Annotated in this window: 18 protein-coding genes; 14 read left to right on the top strand and 4 right to left on the bottom strand. The window is 63.6% G+C overall.

The window, feature by feature from the left end:
• Positions 1–21: 21 nt before the first annotated feature.
• The 9 genes from FJ954_RS27070 (at position 22) to FJ954_RS27030 (ending at position 8,772) form a co-directional block, all read left to right on the top strand.
• Positions 22–345: a YnfA family protein gene (locus FJ954_RS27070; protein ID WP_015318511.1), complete on the top strand. Its 324-nt coding sequence runs from the start codon at positions 22–24 to the stop codon at positions 343–345.
• 3 nt (positions 346–348) lie between these two features.
• Entirely contained in the window at positions 349–1,314 is a 966-nt protein-coding gene (locus tag FJ954_RS27065) for a small ribosomal subunit Rsm22 family protein (RefSeq protein ID WP_140664619.1), read from the top strand.
• A gap of 246 nt (positions 1,315–1,560) precedes the next feature.
• Complete coding sequence (locus FJ954_RS27060; protein WP_015318513.1) at positions 1,561–3,051, top strand: replicative DNA helicase; 1,491 nt, start codon at positions 1,561–1,563, stop codon at positions 3,049–3,051.
• Positions 3,052–3,190: 139 nt separating this feature from the next.
• Positions 3,191–4,594: a DNA repair protein RadA gene (gene radA / locus FJ954_RS27055; protein WP_140664616.1), complete on the top strand. Its 1,404-nt coding sequence runs from the start codon at positions 3,191–3,193 to the stop codon at positions 4,592–4,594.
• 47 nt (positions 4,595–4,641) lie between these two features.
• Positions 4,642–5,301 (top strand): CvpA family protein, encoded by a 660-nt coding sequence (locus FJ954_RS27050; protein ID WP_015318515.1) that lies wholly within the window; start codon positions 4,642–4,644, stop codon positions 5,299–5,301.
• A 104-nt stretch (positions 5,302–5,405) separates the two neighbouring features.
• Complete coding sequence (gene purF / locus FJ954_RS27045) at positions 5,406–6,875, top strand: amidophosphoribosyltransferase (RefSeq protein ID WP_015318516.1); 1,470 nt, start codon at positions 5,406–5,408, stop codon at positions 6,873–6,875.
• Positions 6,876–6,923: 48 nt separating this feature from the next.
• The gene (locus FJ954_RS27040) at positions 6,924–7,664 is read left to right on the top strand and encodes an SDR family NAD(P)-dependent oxidoreductase (protein ID WP_015318517.1); all 741 of its coding nucleotides are present in this window, start codon (positions 6,924–6,926) and stop codon (positions 7,662–7,664) included.
• Positions 7,665–7,741: 77 nt separating this feature from the next.
• Positions 7,742–8,383: a hypothetical protein gene (locus FJ954_RS27035; RefSeq protein WP_181177927.1), complete on the top strand. Its 642-nt coding sequence runs from the start codon at positions 7,742–7,744 to the stop codon at positions 8,381–8,383.
• Positions 8,384–8,553: 170 nt separating this feature from the next.
• Positions 8,554–8,772 (top strand): hypothetical protein, encoded by a 219-nt coding sequence (locus tag FJ954_RS27030; RefSeq protein WP_127278756.1) that lies wholly within the window; start codon positions 8,554–8,556, stop codon positions 8,770–8,772.
• A gap of 50 nt (positions 8,773–8,822) precedes the next feature.
• Here FJ954_RS27030 and FJ954_RS27025 read toward each other — a convergent pair whose 3' ends face one another.
• The gene (locus FJ954_RS27025; RefSeq protein WP_015318520.1) at positions 8,823–9,326 is read right to left on the bottom strand and encodes an OsmC family protein; all 504 of its coding nucleotides are present in this window, start codon (positions 9,324–9,326) and stop codon (positions 8,823–8,825) included.
• A 195-nt stretch (positions 9,327–9,521) separates the two neighbouring features.
• Between FJ954_RS27025 and FJ954_RS27020 the strand changes: the two genes are divergently transcribed.
• The 3 genes from FJ954_RS27020 to FJ954_RS27010 all read left to right on the top strand — a co-directional run bounded on the left by FJ954_RS27020 (position 9,522) and on the right by FJ954_RS27010 (position 13,481).
• Entirely contained in the window at positions 9,522–11,039 is a 1,518-nt protein-coding gene (locus FJ954_RS27020; protein WP_140664613.1) for an alpha/beta hydrolase, read from the top strand.
• A gap of 162 nt (positions 11,040–11,201) precedes the next feature.
• A complete protein-coding gene (gene aguA / locus FJ954_RS27015; RefSeq protein ID WP_140664610.1) occupies positions 11,202–12,308 on the top strand; it encodes an agmatine deiminase in 1,107 nt (368 codons plus the stop codon).
• Between the two features lie 69 nt (positions 12,309–12,377).
• Positions 12,378–13,481, top strand: coding sequence for a polyamine ABC transporter substrate-binding protein (locus FJ954_RS27010; RefSeq protein ID WP_140664607.1), 1,104 nt, complete (start codon positions 12,378–12,380; stop codon positions 13,479–13,481).
• Between the two features lie 13 nt (positions 13,482–13,494).
• On the opposite strand, the gene FJ954_RS27005 is transcribed toward FJ954_RS27010, so the two are convergent.
• The 3 genes from FJ954_RS27005 to FJ954_RS26995 form a co-directional block, all read right to left on the bottom strand.
• The gene (locus tag FJ954_RS27005; RefSeq protein ID WP_224593915.1) at positions 13,495–14,202 is read right to left on the bottom strand and encodes a LuxR C-terminal-related transcriptional regulator; all 708 of its coding nucleotides are present in this window, start codon (positions 14,200–14,202) and stop codon (positions 13,495–13,497) included.
• Between the two features lie 166 nt (positions 14,203–14,368).
• Positions 14,369–15,214: a glutathione S-transferase family protein gene (locus FJ954_RS27000; protein WP_140664602.1), complete on the bottom strand. Its 846-nt coding sequence runs from the start codon at positions 15,212–15,214 to the stop codon at positions 14,369–14,371.
• Positions 15,215–15,240: 26 nt separating this feature from the next.
• Entirely contained in the window at positions 15,241–15,822 is a 582-nt protein-coding gene (locus FJ954_RS26995; RefSeq protein WP_015318526.1) for a VOC family protein, read from the bottom strand.
• 338 nt (positions 15,823–16,160) lie between these two features.
• Here FJ954_RS26995 and FJ954_RS26990 point away from each other — a divergent pair, with 338 nt between their 5' ends.
• Positions 16,161–17,048: a DMT family transporter gene (locus FJ954_RS26990; RefSeq protein ID WP_140664599.1), complete on the top strand. Its 888-nt coding sequence runs from the start codon at positions 16,161–16,163 to the stop codon at positions 17,046–17,048.
• Between the two features lie 60 nt (positions 17,049–17,108).
• Complete coding sequence (locus FJ954_RS26985; RefSeq protein WP_140664596.1) at positions 17,109–18,014, top strand: DMT family transporter; 906 nt, start codon at positions 17,109–17,111, stop codon at positions 18,012–18,014.
• Positions 18,015–18,094 lie beyond the last annotated feature (80 nt).

The raw sequence follows: 18,094 nt of genomic DNA, 5'->3' as shown, positions 1-18,094 counted from the left end.
GATCGTCGCGAGGCCTTTTTTATGACCTATCTCCTCTACACAGCCGCGGCGCTTGCCGAGATCGCCGGCTGCTTTTCGGTGTGGGCGTGGTGGCGGCTGGAGAAGTCGCCGCTCTGGCTGCTGCCTGGCTTTGCCTCTCTGATTGTGTTCGCCTGGCTTCTGGCGTTGGTCGACACCAATGCAGCCGGCCGCGCCTATGCCGCTTATGGCGGTATCTACATCGCTGCCTCGCTCGCCTGGTTGTGGCTGGCCGATGGCGTGCGGCCCGATCGCTGGGACCTTGCCGGCGCGGCGCTCTGCATGGCCGGCGCCTCGATTATCCTGCTTGCACCCAGGGGGGCATAGGCCGTGGAGCTGCCGGCCGCTCTTCGACAGGCTGTCGATCGCCTTTTGGAAAAGGTGCCGCTGCCGGACCTGAAGCAGGCGGCGAAAACCCTGTCCGACCGCTACCGCGCCGAATTGCGCGACGGTCGCCTGCATATGGCGCAGGACATGGCGGTCAAGGCCTATCTGACGACGCGCATGCCGGCGACCTACGCCGCGGTCCGCGCCAGCCTCGATGCGCTCGCCGAAGCCCGGCCGGATTTCGCACCCGCGACGTTGCTCGACGTCGGCGCCGGTCCCGGCACCGTGCTTTGGGCCACCAGTGATCTCTGGCCTGAACTGGAACTGGCCACGCTGCTTGAGGCGAGTGCCGCGGTGCGCAAGGTCGGTGAGACGCTTGCCGCCGATGCGATCACGGCCCGGACCGTCTGGCGGGCCGGCGATGTCACGACGGACATTGCCGACCTCCAATCCGCCGACCTCGTCACATGCGCCTATGTGCTGGACGAGATCGCGCCGGCGTCCCTGCCCAAAATGGTCGACCGGCTATGGCAACTCACCAAGGACACGCTGTTGATCGTCGAGCCGGGCACGCCGGCGGGCTGGCTGCGCATTCTAGCTGTACGCGCACAATTGATCGCGGCCGGCGCGCATGTGCTGGCGCCCTGTCCGCACGAGGCGCCCTGCCCGCTCAACCCGCCGGACTGGTGCCACTTTTCCCGCCGCGTAGCCCGCTCGCGCCTGCACCGCCTGGCCAAAGAGGCGGAAGTACCGTGGGAAGATGAGAAATTCATCTATGTTGCCGCTTCGCGCCAGCCGGCTGCCTTCAGCGCCGCGCGGGTCATCGCGCCGCCGAAATCCGGTTCCGGCAAGGTTGGGCTCAAGCTTTGCGAGGCAAACGGCAGCGCCGGCGAAAGGCTCTTCACCAAGCGCGACGGTGACGCGTTCAAGGTGGCGCGGCGGGCGGATTGGGGCGATGCACTGGCATGAGGATGTAAGAGACGCGACCAGCCTCGCAATCCGGTGTCACCAGCGCTCACTTTCCTGTTTTGTTCTCATGCGAGAAACGCTAAGTTCCCAACTCTCGATTCGAGTCAATTGCGATTCTTTCCACGGAAAAATTTTGGCTGTGAATCGCGAGCACCAAAGCCGCTTCTTCACGGGCTGTTGCAGATAAGTCAGCACTGACTTGTCCAGTTCTGATATCGACAGACGGGGATCGAAATCGGGGACATCATGGCAGAGGCAGCACGAAAATTCGGCGTGGCAGAGCAACCGCTCTATCGCGAATCGCCCAACAACATCGAGGCCGAGCAGGCGCTGCTTGGCGCTATACTTGTCAATAACGATGCCTTCTACCGGGTGTCCGACTTCCTGAAGTCCGGCCATTTCTACGAACCCCTGCACCGCAAGATCTTCGATGTCGCGGCCGAGTTGATCCGCATGGGCAAGGCGGCGACGCCGATCACGCTGAAGACCTTCCTGCCCGCCGACGAAAAGGTCGGCGACATGACGGTGGCGCAGTATGTGGTGCGCCTGGCGGTGGAAGCCGTCACCGTCGTCAACGCCACCGACTACGGCCGCGCCATTTATGATCTGGCGACCCGCCGGGCGTTGATCACCGTCGGCGAGGACATGGTCAACATCGCTTATGACGCCCCTGTCGACATGTCGCCTTCCGAACAGATCGAGGACGCGGAGCGCCGCCTGTTCGAGCTGGCCGAGACAGGGCGCTATGACGGCGGCTTCGAGAGCTTCACCGACGCGGTCAAGACCGCGGTCGACATGGCCAACGCCGCCTATATGCGTGACGGCGGTCTGTCGGGCCTCGCCACCGGCATGCGCGATCTCGACCGCCGCATGGGCGGCCTGCAGTCGTCCGATCTGATCATCATCGCCGGCCGTCCGGGCATGGGCAAGACATCGCTCGCCACCAACATCGCCTTCAACATTGCCGAGATGTATGAGCCGGCGCAGCAGGCCGATGGCTCATTCAAGGCGGCCAATGGCGGCGTGGTCGGTTTTTTCTCGCTCGAAATGTCGTCCGAACAGCTGGCAACCCGCATCATTTCCGAACAGACGGAAATTTCGTCCTCCAAGATCCGCCGTGGCGAAATCAGCGAAATGGACTTCGAAAAGCTGGTCGCCTGTTCGCAGACCATGCAGAAGATCCCGCTGTTCATCGACCAGACCGGCGGTATTTCCATTGCCCAGTTGTCTGCCCGCGCGCGTCGTCTGAAGCGCCAGCGCGGCCTGGACCTGATCGTCATCGACTATATTCAGCTGATGCAGGGCTCATCCGCCAAGTCTTCGCAGAACCGCGTGCAGGAAATCACCGAGATCACCACGGGCCTGAAGGCGCTGGCCAAGGAACTGGCCGTGCCGATCATCGCGCTGTCGCAGCTGTCGCGTCAGGTCGAAAGCCGCGACGATAAGCGCCCGCAACTCTCCGACCTGCGCGAATCCGGTTCGATCGAGCAGGACGCCGACGTCGTCATCTTCGTCTATCGCGAGGAATATTACCTCAAGAACCGCGAGCCGAAGCTCGGCACCGAGGAATACGTCAAGTGGGAAAACGAGATGAACGAGATGCGCGGCAAGGCCGAGGTGATCGTGGCCAAGCAGCGCCATGGGCCGACGGGCTCTGTCACGCTCGCCTTCCACGGCGAATTCACCCGCTTCTCCGATCTCGCGGAAGAGCACCACATCGCGGAAAGGTTTGAGTAGCCTCTTGCCAGCGATCTCACCAATAGCAACGGGTCTCGGCGCCCTACGGCGCCCCCCTCTGTCCTGCCGGACATCTCCCCCGCACGGGGGGAGATTGGCTGTCGCGTGCGGCGCCCGCCAGAGGGCGGGAAGGTAAAGCGTGGTCAAATCCCGCGTCCAGTTCATCTGCCAGAATTGCGGTTCGGTGCATCAGCGCTGGGCCGGCAAATGCGATGCCTGCGGCGAGTGGAACACACTGGTCGAGGAAGGCACATCTGGCGGCATCGGCTCGGGTCCTGCCAACACGCGCAACGCCCGCAAGGGCCGCGCGGTGATGCTGACCACACTTTCAGGCGATATCGAGGACGCGCCGCGCATCATCTCAGGTATCGGCGAACTCGACCGCGCCACCGGTGGCGGTTTTGTTCGGGGCTCTGCACTTCTGGTCGGCGGCGATCCCGGTATCGGCAAATCGACGCTGCTCACCCAGGCCGCGGCCGCACTTGCCTCCAAGGGCCATCGCATCGTCTATGTCTCGGGCGAAGAGGCAGTTGCCCAGATCAGGCTGCGTGCGCAGAGGCTCGGCGTCGCATCGGCGCCGGTGGAACTCGCGGCCGAAACCAATGTCGAGGATATCCTTGCCACGATCGCCGACGGCAAGCGGCCCGATCTGGTCATACTCGATTCGATCCAGACGCTGTGGACCGACCTTGCCGATTCGGCGCCGGGCACCGTCACACAAGTGCGCGCCGCCGCGCAGGCGATGATCCGCTACGCGAAATCCACGGGTGCCGCGATCGTGCTGGTCGGCCATGTCACCAAGGAAGGCCAGATCGCCGGTCCGCGCGTGGTCGAGCACATGGTCGACGGCGTGCTCTATTTCGAGGGCGAAGGCGGCCACCACTTCCGTATCCTGCGCACGGTGAAGAACCGCTTCGGACCGACCGACGAGATCGGGGTCTTCGAAATGTCGGACAAAGGTCTGCGCGAGGTCTCCAATCCCTCCGAGCTTTTCCTTGGCGAACGGCACGCGAAATCACCGGGAGCAGCGGTTTTCGCCGGCATGGAAGGCACCAGGCCGGTTCTGGTCGAAATCCAGGCGCTGGTCGCGGCCTCCTCGCTCGGCACGCCGCGCCGGGCGGTGGTCGGCTGGGACGGCGCGCGGCTGTCGATGATCCTGGCAGTGCTGGAGGCGCATTGCGGTGTGCGTTTCGGGCAGCATGACGTCTACCTCAACGTCGCCGGCGGCTACCGCATCAGCGAGCCGGCGGCCGATCTCGCGGTCGCAGCCGCACTGGTTTCCTCGCTCACTGGTCTTGCCCTCCCCGCCGATTGCGTCTATTTCGGCGAAATCAGCCTTTCGGGCGCGGTGAGGCCGGTTGCGCATGCGCAGCAGCGTCTCAAGGAAGCCGAAAAACTGGGTTTTGGTAGCGCGGTTCTGCCCTTGGGCAGCGAGGAACTTGCTGGGGGGATTGGGGCCGGCGCTTTCCAGCCCACCGAGCTTGCCGACCTCGTGGCGCGCATAGCCGGCTCACGGCGCAGCCGTGCCGACGATGAAGAATGACGCGGCTCGTCGAGTCGTGAACAAGAGATCGGAGTGGGGCCAAAGACATGCCGATTACGCTGCTTGACGGAATTCTCGTCGGCTTCACCCTGGTCTCGGCGATGCTCGCCATGGTTCGCGGCTTTTCGCGCGAGGTGCTTTCGGTCGTCTCCTGGGCGGCGGCGGCGGCGGCGGCCTTCTTCTTCTACAAACCGGTCCTGCCCTACCTGAAGCCCTATATCGACAATGAGAAGATCGCCATGGCGGCGGCCGCAGGCGTGGTCTTCATCATCGCGCTGATCGTCGTCTCGGTCATCACCATGAAGCTTGCTGACTGGATCATCGATTCGCGCATCGGCGCCCTCGACCGCACGCTCGGCTTCCTTTACGGCGCCGCGCGCGGCGTCCTGGTCGTCGCTGTCGCGCTGCTGTTCTTCAACTGGCTGGCCGGCGCCAAGGCCCCGGCTTGGGTCACGGAAGCCAAGTCGCGGCCGCTGCTGGAACAGATCGGCGCCAAGCTCGAGAGCCTGCTGCCAGAGGACCCGGAAAACGCCATCCTCAAGAAGCTCAATCCGAATCAGCCGGCCGCCGAGACCCCCGTCGCGCCCGACGCACCGGCGGCGGATGCACCAGCCGGCGGCGACGACGCCAATGCGCCGGCTCCTGACGACAACGACGCCGGTCCTGCTGACAACACCGCCAAGCCGGCGCCAGCGCCGGCGAACTGAGGTCGGAACGGGGCGTCTGACGATCGATCCATGTGAACGATCGCATGCAGTGCGTTGCTTTCGACGTGCGACCGCCTTATATGGCGATTTTAGCGGAGCTTAAGATGGCAGACGCAGACGACGTGCTTTCCGCCGAGGCTGACGATCATTTCCATGACGAGTGCGGCGTGTTCGGCATCTTTGGCCGGCAGGACGCGGCGGCCATCGTCACACTCGGTCTGCATGCGCTGCAGCATCGAGGTCAGGAAGCGGCCGGCATCGTCTCCTATGACGGCACCCAGTTCCATGTCGAACGCCATGTCGGCCTGATCGGCGACACCTTCACCAAGCAGCGCGTCATCGACAGCCTGCAAGGCAACCGCGCCATCGGCCACACGCGCTACGCGACCACCGGCGGCGCCGGCATGCGCAACATCCAGCCCTTCTTCGCCGAATTGGCCGATGGCGGCTTTGCCGTCGCCCATAACGGCAACCTCACCAACGCCATGACGGTGCAGCGCGCGCTGCAGAAGCAAGGCGCGATCTTCTCCTCCACCTCCGACACAGAGACGCTTTTGCATCTGGTCGCGACCAGCAAGGAGCGCGACCTCAATTCGCGCTTCATCGACGCGGTGCGCCAGGTCGAGGGCGCCTTCTCGCTGGTGGCGATGACGGCCAAGAAGATGATCGGCTGCCGCGATCCGCTCGGCATCCGCCCGCTGGTGCTGGGCGATCTCGACGGCGCCTGGATCCTGGCCTCCGAAACCTGTGCGCTCGACATCATCGGCGCGCGTTTCGTGCGCGACCTGAAGCCCGGCGAGATGGTCGTCGTCACCTCCAAGGGCATTGAGAGCCTGTTCCCGTTCGAACCGCAGAAGACCCGCTTCTGCATCTTCGAATATGTCTATTTCGCCCGACCCGACTCCTCGGTCGAGGGCCGCAATGTCTATGAGGTGCGCAAGCGCATCGGCGCGGAACTGGCTCAGGAAAATCCAGTCGACGCCGATATCGTCGTACCGGTGCCGGATTCCGGCACGCCGGCGGCAATCGGCTTCAGCCAGGCGGCGGGCATTCCCTTCGAACTCGGCATCATCCGCAACCACTATGTCGGCCGCACCTTCATCCAGCCCGGCGATTCGATCCGCCATATGGGCGTCAAGCTCAAGCACAACGCCAATCGCCGCATGATCGAGGGCAAGCGCGTGGTGCTGGTCGACGACAGCATCGTGCGCGGCACCACCAGCCAGAAGATCGTGCAGATGGTGCGCGACGCCGGCGCCAAGGAAGTGCACATGCGCATCGCCTCGCCGCCGACCAGCGCATCGTGCTTCTATGGGGTCGACACGCCGGAGAAGTCGAAGCTGCTGGCTTCGCGCATGTCGGTGGAAGAGATGGCCGAGTTCATCCGGGTCGATTCGCTCGGTTTCCTCAGTATCAACGGTCTCTACCGCGCCGTCGGCGAGGCCAGCCGCGACGACGAGCAGCCGCAGTTCTGCGATGCATGCTTCACCGGCCAGTACCCGACCCGCCTGCTCGACTTCGAAGGCCACGACAATGTGCGCACGCTGTCGCTGCTGGCGACAAGCGGCTCGTAGAATTGCCGGACCGTCATCAGCCTTAGCCAGAGTTCCGGAAGCCATCGCATGACCCTCGACCTTACGGGCCGCGTCGCGGTCGTCACCGGCGCCTCCCGCGGCATCGGCTATTTCATCGCCAGGGAATTGGCTGCGGCCGGCGCGCATGTCATCGCGGTTGCCCGCACCGTCGGCGGGCTGGAAGAACTCGACGACCAGATCAAGGCGGCCGGCGGCCAGGCGACATTGGTGCCGCTCGATCTCGCCGACATGGCCGGTATCGACCGGCTGGGCGGCGCCATCCACGAGCGCTGGGGCAAGCTCGACATCCTCGTCGCCAATGCCGGCGTGCTTGGCGTCATCTCGCCGATCGGCCATGTCGAGGCCAAGACCTTCGAAAAGGTGATGACCATCAACGTCACCTCGACCTGGCGGCTGATCCGCTCGGTCGACCCGCTGCTGCGGCTTTCGGATGCCGGCCGGGCGATTATCCTGTCGTCCAACGCGGCGCATTCGGCGCGCGCTTTCTGGGCGCCTTACGCGGCATCAAAGGCGGCGGTGGAGACCATGATGCGCTCCTGGGCGCATGAGACGCAAAGTCTGCCGCTGCGCGTCAATGCAGCCGACCCCGGCGCCACCCGCACCGCGATGCGCGCACAAGCCGTGCCCGGTGAGGATCCCGAGACATTGCCGCACCCCTCCGAGATCGCCAAACGCATCGTGCCGCTGGCCAGCCCGGATCTCAAAGAGACCGGCCTGATCTTCCAGGCCAAGCACAACCGCTTCGTCGCCTACCGGCAACCGGAATAAAACGCGGGTTCGAAACGGATTAAAACAGCCTTCGGCTCGTTCTTCTGACGTAGGACATTCGAAACCGGAGGACCGACATGCCAAGACTCGCCACCGTTGCCGCCACCGCCCTTGCCGCCGCTCTTGGAGCTACGGTCGGCGTGGCCGTTTCCCAAGATACCAAGATGAGTTTCTTCGTCACCAGCGTCGGCTCCGGCAAGGGGGGCGATCTCGGCGGCCTGAAGGGCGCGGATGCCCATTGCGCGTCGCTGGCGGAAGCCGCCGGCGTCACCGGCAAGACCTGGCACGCATATCTCTCGACCAGCGCGGAGGATGCGCGCGATCGCATCGGCAAGGGTCCCTGGTTCAACGCCAAGGGCGCCAAGATCGCCGATGATGTCGCCTCGCTGCACAGCGACGCCAACGGCATCACCAAGCAGACCGCGCTGAACGAGAAGGGTGAGACGGTCAACGGCCGCGGCGATACGCCCAACCGACACGACATGCTGACCGGCTCCAAGCCCGACGGCACCAGCATCGCCGACCAGACCTGCGGCGACTGGACGATGAGCGGCTCCGAAGGGGCGGCGATGATGGGCCATCACGACCGCACCGGTCTCGACGATTCGGCGGCGGCGAAGTCGTGGAATTCTTCGCATGCCTCGCGTGGCGGCTGCAGCCAGGAGGCGCTGAAAGGCACAGGCGGCGACGGCCTGTTCTATTGCTTTGCGACCGACTGAACCATGGCGGAGGCAACACGCCAGCGAGGAAACCCGACGGATCATCACGCGGCTGTGATTTGAGGGGAGAAGGCCGCTGGGCGGTCATGCTTTCGTCATTTCCGAGGAGTTGTTAGGATCGAGCGAATCCCGCAACGAGAGCCCGAGCTGGGCAGAACAAGGAAAATTCCATGGCTACGACCGCAGCATTGGTCTGGTATCTGGTAATCGCCGGCCCGCAGGGCGGCATGGTCGTGCTGCCCAGCACCTTCGACAAGCGCGAACAGTGCGCCGCCGCCATCACCGAGTATCAGAAGCAGCCGACACCCGCCGGCTGGTCCGTGCAGTGCGTGCCGAGCGCCTCGCCCTTCACCGACGAAGGCGACGCCGAAGAGCCGGCAGCTCAGTAAGCATCAGATATCGCAAGGCCCGCGACCGCTGCCGCGGGCCTTGTGATTCATCACCGCGCGCTCACCGTCAGTTCCGGCTTCTGGTTGATGGTCTGGAACACCACGCAATAGCGCTCGGTCAGCTTCAGCAGCGAATCAATGCGCTCCGGAGGCTCCGCCGTGTCGAGATTGAAATTGAGCCGAATGGCGCGAAAGCCGACCGGCGCATCCTTGGCGACACCAAGCGTGCCGCGAAAATCAAGGTCGCCTTCGGCTTCAACGGTAGCGGCGCCGAGCTTGAATTCGAGCGCCGTCGCGACCGCCTTCAGCGTCACCCCGGCGCACGCCACCAGCGCCTCGAGCAGCATGTCGCCGGAGCACAGTTCGAGCCCCGAGCCGCCTGTTGCCGGATGAAGGCCGGCGATTGCCAACGCCCTGCCCGTCTCCACCTTGCAGGCCACCGACTGTTCGTCGATCGAGCCCTTTGCCCTTAGAGTGATCAGTGCTTGCGTGGCGTCGTCGCGGTAGGCCTGCTTCAGCGGCGCCTGCATGGCCTTCAGCTCGGTTGCGTCCATTTTCGTTCCTCCGACAGGCTTTCTGCCTTGATAGCATGGTCCTGCGAGACGTGTGAGGCAATCCAAACATGACGACCCAAGCTGTCAGGAACTGGTTTCGGCGGAAACAACAGCAGTGGGCGCGCCATCGTCTGATCCCTTTGACTTCATCCGCCTCGGCCATAGCTATGCGGGAGTCTTTTCCGCGGAGGTCTCATGCGTTCCAAGCTGAAACTCGTCTCCCTTGTCCTCTTCATGCTTGCCGGTTTCGCGCAGCCTCTCCTGGCCGAAACGGCGGAGCGGCCGGCACCCGCGGGCGGCGTGCTTTCACTGCTGCCGTCACCTGAGATCACCGACCATTCGATCACCATTGGCGGACGCAGCCTGCGGTATCAGGCAAAGGCCGGCACGCTTCCGCTGCTCTCCGGCAAGGGCGAGATCACGGCGGAGATCTTCTATGTTGCCTATACGCTGAAGCCGCGGGAGAGCGTGGCGACGGAAGCACCGCGGCCAATCACCTTCGTGTTCAACGGCGGCCCGGGCGCCGCTTCAGCCTATCTGCATCTCGGCGCGCTCGGACCGCGCGTCGTGGCGACCGGAGCCGGCGGGGAATTCCTCCCCTCGCCGCAAAAGCTCATCGACAATCCCGACAGTTGGCTCGACATGACCGACCTCGTCTTCGTCGACCCGGTGGGAACCGGCTACAGCCGCGAGGCGCCCGGCCAGGATACGCACGACTTCTGGGGCGTCAGCCAGGATGCCAGTTCGATCGGCGCCTTCATCAGGCTCTATCTCGCCCAAAACAGCCGCATGGGATCTCCGCTGTTCCTCGCCGGTGAGAGCTATGGCGGGTTCCGCGCGGCACTGCTTGCCAGGACGCTGCAGGAAGATGTCGGCATCAGCCCGAGCGGCATCGTGCTGATCTCGCCGGCGCTGGAATTCACCCTGGTGCAGCCCGACGAATTCGAGCCGCTGCATTGGGCTCTCGAACTACCCTCCCTCGCCGCGGTTCGCCTGCGCAGTGAAGGTGTCAACGGCGACACATTGCGGAAAAAGCTCGCCGAGGTCGAGCATTATGCACTTGGCGAGTACCTCAGTGCGCTCACCAGTGGGCTGGAGCAAGGCGGACGGCTGGCGGGCGACCGCGTGGCCGAGATCACCGGCCTGCCGCTCGACCTCGTTCACCGCAACTTCGCCCGCGTCCCGACCTCGCTCTTCGCAAGGGAGTTTGGCCGGGCCATGGGTAAGGTGCTCAGCCCCTATGACGGCATGATCGCGACGGCGGACATCGCTCCCCAGAGCGCCGGTATCGCTGGCCCCGATCCGGTGCTGGACCGTAGCGTGCCGGCGCTGACCTCGGCCTTTGTCGCTTACGCGCGCGACGAGCTGAACTTTCGCACGGATGTCAGCTACCGCTTGCTGAACGGCGATATCAGCCACAACTGGGACTATGGGACGAGCGCCTCGCGCCAGGGCTATGCCGGCGTGATGGATGACCTGCAACGGGCGCGGTCCTTGAATCCCGCGCTGGGCGTCGTCATCGTCAACGGCTACACCGATCTCGTCACTCCCTATCTGGCGTCGCGTTATCTGGTCAGCCAGATCCCGTCGCTCGCCGGCGCCAGGCAGATCCGCCTCGACGTCGTTGAAGGTGGGCACATGATGTATCTCGAACCGGACGGACGGCGCGCGCTGAAGCAGGCCGCTTCAGAGGTTTACCAGGCAACCCAGTAGACAACGGGACATCGAGTCTCCGGGCAACCAAGGCCCGGCGCCGATGCAGGACCGGTGGCCGGTGCAGTGATCAAGCTGTCCCAAATGGGACATTGACGGACAAGGTCCCAAAACCGTCTGATCGGGCGAGGTTTCGTCATTCCATATCCCGGTGGTCCCACAATGTCACATACGCTCTCGACCACACCGAGGCAGGATGGGTTTCGCGCCCCTGGCGAATTCGAGCCCAAATCGGGCTGTTGGCTGATCTGGCCAGAACGGCCGGACACCTGGCGGCTGGGCGCCAAGCCCGCGCAGAGGCTGTTCGCCAATGTCGCTGCGGCGATCGCGCAAAGCGAGCCGGTGACGGTGGCGGCATCCAGCCGCCAGTGGCAGAACGCAAGAGCGCGATTGCCCAGCCATGTGCGCGTCGTGGAAATGTCCACCAATGATTCCTGGCTGCGCGACAGTGGCCCCAATTTCGTCGTCAATGATCGAGGCGAAGTGCGCGGCGTCGATTGGATCTTCAACGCTTATGGCGGTTTCGACGGCGGCCTCTACTCGCCTTGGGATCTCGACGACCTCGTGGCGCAAAAGGTTCTCGAGATCGAGAGGATGGACCGTTATCGCGCACCGCTGATCGCCGAGGGCGGCGGGCTGCAATGCGACGGCCAAGGCACGCTCATCACAACCGAGCAGTGCCTGCTCAATCGCAACCGTAATGCCCATCTCGGAAAGGCGAAGGTGGAACAACAGCTTGGCGACTATCTCAGCGTCGACAAAATCATCTGGCTGCCGCGGGGTTTTGCTTTCGACGAGACGGATGGCCATGTCGACGACCTCTGCTGCTTCGTTCGTCCGGGCGTCGTGGCGCTGAGCTGGACCGACGAGCGGGATGATCCGCAATATGAGATCGTACGCGAAGCCGAAGAGGTGCTGCGCTCGGCCCGCGACGCGCGTGGCCGTCGCCTGGAGGTTCATCGGCTGCACCATCCCCTGCCGATCGAGATGACGATGGAAGAAAGCGAGAGCGTGGACCGGGTCGATTCGACCTGGGCACGGCCGACCGGCAACCGGATCGCGGCGAGTTACATCAACTATTATCCGGGCAACAGCGTCGTGGTCGTGCCGGAATTCGGCTGCAATCTCGACGGGAAGGCAAAGCAACAGCTGGCCACGCTGTTTCCCGATCACAAGCTCGTCGGCATCGAGAACTCCCGCGAAATTCTGCTCGGAGGCGGCAATGTCGCCTGTATCACGTTACCCGTTTATGCCCCCCACCGGCGTTGAGCGGCAAGCGTGCCGAAGTGAAATCAGAACGGTGCGCCGCGTCGGCCCGCCAGGCAAAAGGAGATACCCATGCGCGCTCTGCTCTTCCCAATCCTGACCGCCGCGCTTGCCTGCGGCATCAGTTTCGGCGTCGCCCGGGCGGACGATGAGAAGGTGGTCAACGTCTACAACTGGTCCGACTACATCGCCCCGGACACGGCTGAGAAATTCGAGAAGGAGACGGGCATCAAGGTCCGCTACGATGTCTATGACGGCAACGAGGTCCTTGAGACGAAACTGCTCACCGGCGGCTCGGGATATGACGTGGTCTATCCCTCGGCCTTTCCGTTCCTGAAGAACCAGGTGAAGGCAGGCGCTTTCCTGCGGCTCGACAGATCGAAGCTTTCAAACCACTCGAAAATCGATCCGCAAGCCTTGTCGCTGATCGCGGGTGCGGATCCGCAGAACCTGTACGCCGTGCCTTATATGGCCGTCACAGACGGGATCGGCTACAATGTCGCTGCCGTCAAGCAACGGATGCCGGATGCGCCGACAGGTTCCTTCGCCATGGTCTTCGACGTCGACGTCGTCAAGAAATTCTCCGATTGCGGCGTCGCCATGATCGATGCTCCGGCGGAGATCATTCCTATGGCTATGAACTATCTCCACATCGATCCCAGGTCGACCGGTCCGGACGACCTCGCCAAGGTCGAAGAGCTGATGGGCAAGGTGCGTCCCTATATCCGTTACTTCCACTCGTCGAAATACATCAACGACCTGGCGAATGGCGACATTTGTGTCGTGCTGGGCTGGTCGGGCGACATATTGCAGGCCAAGACCCGTGCGGCGGAATCCGCGAAGAAGCTGGAGATTGCATATTCCATTCCAAGGGAAGGCACGCTGGTAAACTTCGATACGATGGCCGTGCCGAAGGATGCGCCGCATCCGGAGAATGCCCAAGCCTGGATCGATTTCAACTTGCGGCCCGATATCGCAGCGGCCAATTCCAGTTATGTTTCCTATGCCAATGCGATCCCGGAATCCCTGCCGCTGATGGATCAGGCCGTCGCCAAGGATCCCGGCGTTTTCCCGTCCGACGATGTAAAGGCCAAGCTGTTCGTGGTCGAAAACAACGACGCAAAGCTGCTGCGGCTGCAAAACCGCATGTGGACACGCGTCGTGACGGGACAGTGAAGCTGGCGAACCATCAGTTGGGCGAGGCCTTCCAGCCTATGGCCAACAGCTCGACCTGGGAGTGCACGCCGAGCTTGCGGTAGACCTGCTTGATGTGGTTGCGCACGGTGCCGGGTGAAATTGACAGGTTTCGCGAAATCGTCTTGGCGCTGCCACCCTCGATCAGGAGCCGCGCGATCTGCCTTTCCCGGGCGCTGAGTTGCGACCCCGCGGCTTCGATTGCGGAACCCTTGTCGCGAAGACGGCACAAATGAAGCAGCCTTTGCAGAATGAGCTTTGTCGCGCTGCTCGCCGCGCCGGCCACAGCCAGATCACGCTCGCCAAAACGCGGTGCGCCTTCCCGGCGAAGAAAGGTTACATAGCCGGCGGTCAGTCCGTCGAGGTTGAACACGCCGGTTATTTCATCGAAGCTGCCGGAGGGCCCGTAGAATTCGCGGTAATACGGCGTGCGCTGGAAATCGCCTTGGCTGAGAGCCGACAACGGCAGCAGGAAATCCTGTCTGGTGCTGGCGAACCTCTGGAAGAACGGATCCTGGCGATAGACGCGCGCATCATAGTCGCGGTTCCAGCGATCGGGTCCGGCATCGTCGATGGTCAGGGATGTTATGTCGCGACGATAGAAGCCAACATAGACACGATCCGAGCCAAGCAGCACCCTCGCCGCCGCGCTGAAGCGGGCCGACAAGTCTTCGGGCGTTGCCGCCAAGGCCGCGGCGGCCACGCCACCACTCCAGCGTTCAAGCCGGTCGAGAGAAAAAATCGACTGCATCCGCGCCCAGACTAATGCAAGCCCCGCCAACTTCAAGCTGGCGGGGAACCGCGAGGGAGCCGGTAAGATCAGTCCCGCGGCCGCTTCCGCACCTCATCGCCCCATCGACTGGTTGGACTCACGCCTTGGCCTGCGACCTCACATGGGCGATGTAGCCGCGCACGTCGCTGGCCGGACCAGCATAGGCCTTGCCGAGCTTCTTCTCCATCGCAGCCATGTATTCCTTCGCCCATTTGGGCAGGGCGTAGTCAATGACGGCGAGGAATTCGAGCGTCGCCGCAAGACGGATGTCGGCGATCGACGGGCTCTTGCCGCCGATGAACGGCTTGCCGTCGCGGAAGAAGGAGTGGAAGACCTCGAGCGGCTCGGCAATGGCGGCGACCGCGGCCTTCTGTGCCTCCGATTTCCTGTCCGGGTGGGCGTCGCTGTGACCGACTTCGCCGGCATATTGCGGGAAGCCGAGCGCCGGATAGGTGGCGCGCGCGACATAGGGATAGAGCGTGCCGATCAGATAGAACATGGCGCTGTCTATCATCGCCCGCTTGGCTGGCGCCTTCGGGTAGAATTTCTCCAGCCCATGCTTGTTGGAAAGATATTGCATGATGGCGCAGCTCTCCCACAGCACGCCGCGCGGCAGGCCCTTGTCCTCGATCATCGGCGTCAGGTGGGCCGGATTACGCGCCATGTATTCGGGCGAGCGCGTCTGCCCCCACGCATCGGTCTCCGCATGGTCGAGCCCGGCGGCGCGGGCAAAGACGCGAACGGTCATGTTGTTGACGCTCGGCTTCAGCATGCTGATGGTCAGCGCCGATTTCCTTGCCGGTTTCGCCTTGGCCTTGGCCGCGGTCTTGCCGGCGGCCTTTGACGCCGTCTTGGTCGCAGCTTTTGCTGCCGGCTTCGCGGTCGTTTTTGCCGCTGGTTTGGCGGCCGGTTTCCCTGCGCTTTTCGCCACTGCTTTTGCCACGTGTTCCTCCCTTGCCTGTTCAGCCTTCAGTATGGATTTTTGGGCGCCCGGTCCGCCGACAATGTCGCGCGCGCGCGTTCCACCAGCGCCTGGATCGCATCAGCCAGATGCACCTCGGCGATGTTGTAGTCGCCACGCGTGACGCGAAGCTTATGCGCCTCCATCAGCACATCGGCATGGGTGAAGCCTGCAGGCGGCTCGAAACGATAAGAGGCAAGCTCGATCAGAAGGCCGAGCGGATCCTCGAAATAGATTGAATCCATGAAGCCGCGATCCTTGACGCCACTGTGTTTGATGGCGCGCTCGTCGAGCCGGGCGACCGCCTGCAGGAAAGTGACGCGGGACACCGAAAAGGCGATGTGATGCACGCAGCCCGGGTCGGTCGGGGTGCGGCGCTGCACGGCCGTGCGGGTCTCGTCGGTGAAGATGGTGATCAGTCGGCCGTCGCCCGGATCGAAATAAAGATGGCTTTCGCTCGGCTTGTCGAGATTGGGCTGCTCGAAGATGAAAGGCATGCCCAGCACCCCTTCCCAGAAATCGATCGAGGTCTGGCGACCGGCACCGACCAGCGTGATGTGATGGACGCCTTGCGACTGCAGTTTCTGCATCGGCCTTCTCCCCGCAATATCCGCTCTGGCAGAAGCGGCCCGTCACGCCGCGCCCGCACAAGCTACATCTGGCATGAGCTGAGCGCCAATTCGATGTCCGTCCCTCGGCGTTCTGCGCGCCTGCCTTCGTCTCCGGCTTTATAAGATGATGCTAAACCAATCGACCCTGCCGCGCCAGAAGCCGCATCCGGGACAAGCTTGCATTTCGCGCCATTGCCGCCTGCCCCAAAAGCAAGCGCGGTGCTGGAGCAGCGCCGTGCGGGATTTCGCCCGTATAGCTGGCAGGTGCGGAGCCGCCGGGGGCTGGGGCCGCCTTCACTCAAGCAGGCGCACGCCTTATGGCCGATATCGCCATTCTCGATACACGCGAAAGGGTCTTCGCCGGAATCCTGCTGACGGGCGCCGCCTATTTGCTGTTTTCGACGCAGGACGCCTCGATCAAACTGCTGGTCACCGGCATGACCGTCTGGCAGATCATGTTCTTCCGCAGCATCACCATTCTTGGCGCCTGCGCGGTGATCGGCGGGCGGCCGCTGTTCGCCGATACGGTGCGCTCGCCGATCGTGCGGCCGATGCTGGTGCGCAGCGCCTTCACGCTCGCCGCCTGGCTCTGTTACTACAATGCCGCCCGCAGCCTGCAACTCGCCGAACTGACCACCGTCTATTACGCGGCTCCGATCATCGTCACCGTGCTATCGGTGGTCCTGCTCGGCGAAAAGGTGCCCGTTCTGCGCTGGCTGGCGGTTCTGATCGGCTTTGCCGGCGTCTTTGTCGCCTGCGATCCCGCCCATCTTGGCCTGTCCGTGCCCGTGTTGCTGGTACTGACGGCGGCCTGCCTTTGGGGCATCGCCATCGTGCTTCTGCGCAAGACGGCGCTTGCCGAGCGCTCGACGATCCAGCTCCTCCTCAACAATTTCTATTTCCTGGTTTTTTCGGCGGTGCCGGTGCTGTCGTGGTGGCATACGCCGGACCCGGCACAATTGCTGCTTCTTGCCAGCGTCGGTGCGCTCGGCGGCTTGGCGCAATATCTTCTCTTCGAGGGCATGAAGCGTACGCCGGCATCGATCCTGGCGCCGCTCGAGTACACCTCGCTGTTGTGGGCGTTCGCGCTCGGCTTCGCGATCTGGGGCGACGTGCCGCGCCGCGAAGTGTTCCTGGGTGCCGCCCTTATCGTCGCCGCCGGCCTGCTGATCGTCGGCGGCGAACATTTCCGCAAGCGGCTTTGACTTGGATGGTCACTACTCCCGACGCGACGATGTCAGGACGAGGCAAGGTAGGCTGCCGGTATGAATGAGATCACGGCCACCGCGGAAACCACCGAACGCACGCTGGGTATCCTGCTGGTATCATCCTCGGCGGCGGTATTCGGGCTGACCGGCGTGTTGACCAAGTCGATCCATGCCGATCCGCTGACGATCACCTGCTGGCGCGGCTTTGTCGGCGCGATCCTGATCAGCCTCTACGTATTGTGGCGCCGCCGCCGTGCCGGCAACCGTGAACCGCTGCGGCTTGGCTGGCGCGGCTGGCTGCTAGCCGTCGAAGGCGCACTGGCCAGCATCGCCTTCATTTCCGCTTTCAAGTTCACTTTCGTCGCCAATGTCGCGGTCATCTACGCGACGTCGCCCTTCATTGCCGCCGTACTGGCCTGGATGCTGGTGCGCGAACCTTTCCGGCTGCAGACGATGGTGGCGGCGGCGGTGTCGCTGTGCGGGGTCGCCATCATGGTGTGGTCGGGTTTTGCCACCGGCAATTTGTTCGGCGACGGGCTGGCGCTGCTGATGACGGCCGGCAGCGCGCTGTACATGATCATGGTTCGCGCGTTCCGTGATACGCCCGTTGTGTGGGCCGGCGCGGTTTCGGCCTTCCTGCTGTTCATACTCGGATGGTTCGTCACCGATCCCCTGGCGGTCTCATCAAGGGACGCTATCCTGCTTGCCACCTTCGGCGCGTCCTTCGCACTGGCTTCCATTCTGTGGACGGAAGGCTCGCGGCTGATCCCGGCGCCTGAATCGGGCCTGCTCGGTTCGGCGGAAGTGCCGTTCGCGATCCTATTTGCATTTCTGTTCCTGGCCGAAATCCCGCCGATGGCCAGCATCGTCGGCGGTGCCATCGTGCTCGGCGCCGTCTTTGCCCATGCCGGCCGCGACTGGCTGAAGGCACGCTCGCGACAGGCGTCTTCAAATATTTCTTAAAAAATTTCGGAAGTCACGGAACCATCACCGTGCCCGGACATTATTAGTGTGACGGGCCACCCCCCAAGTCCCCCCAAACC

Source organism: Mesorhizobium sp. B2-3-15 (assembly GCF_006442875.1).
GTDB classification, from domain to species: domain Bacteria; phylum Pseudomonadota; class Alphaproteobacteria; order Rhizobiales; family Rhizobiaceae; genus Mesorhizobium; species Mesorhizobium australicum.
Note: the sequence above shows the minus strand (reverse complement) of the source record. Positions and strands in the feature narration are given on the sequence as shown.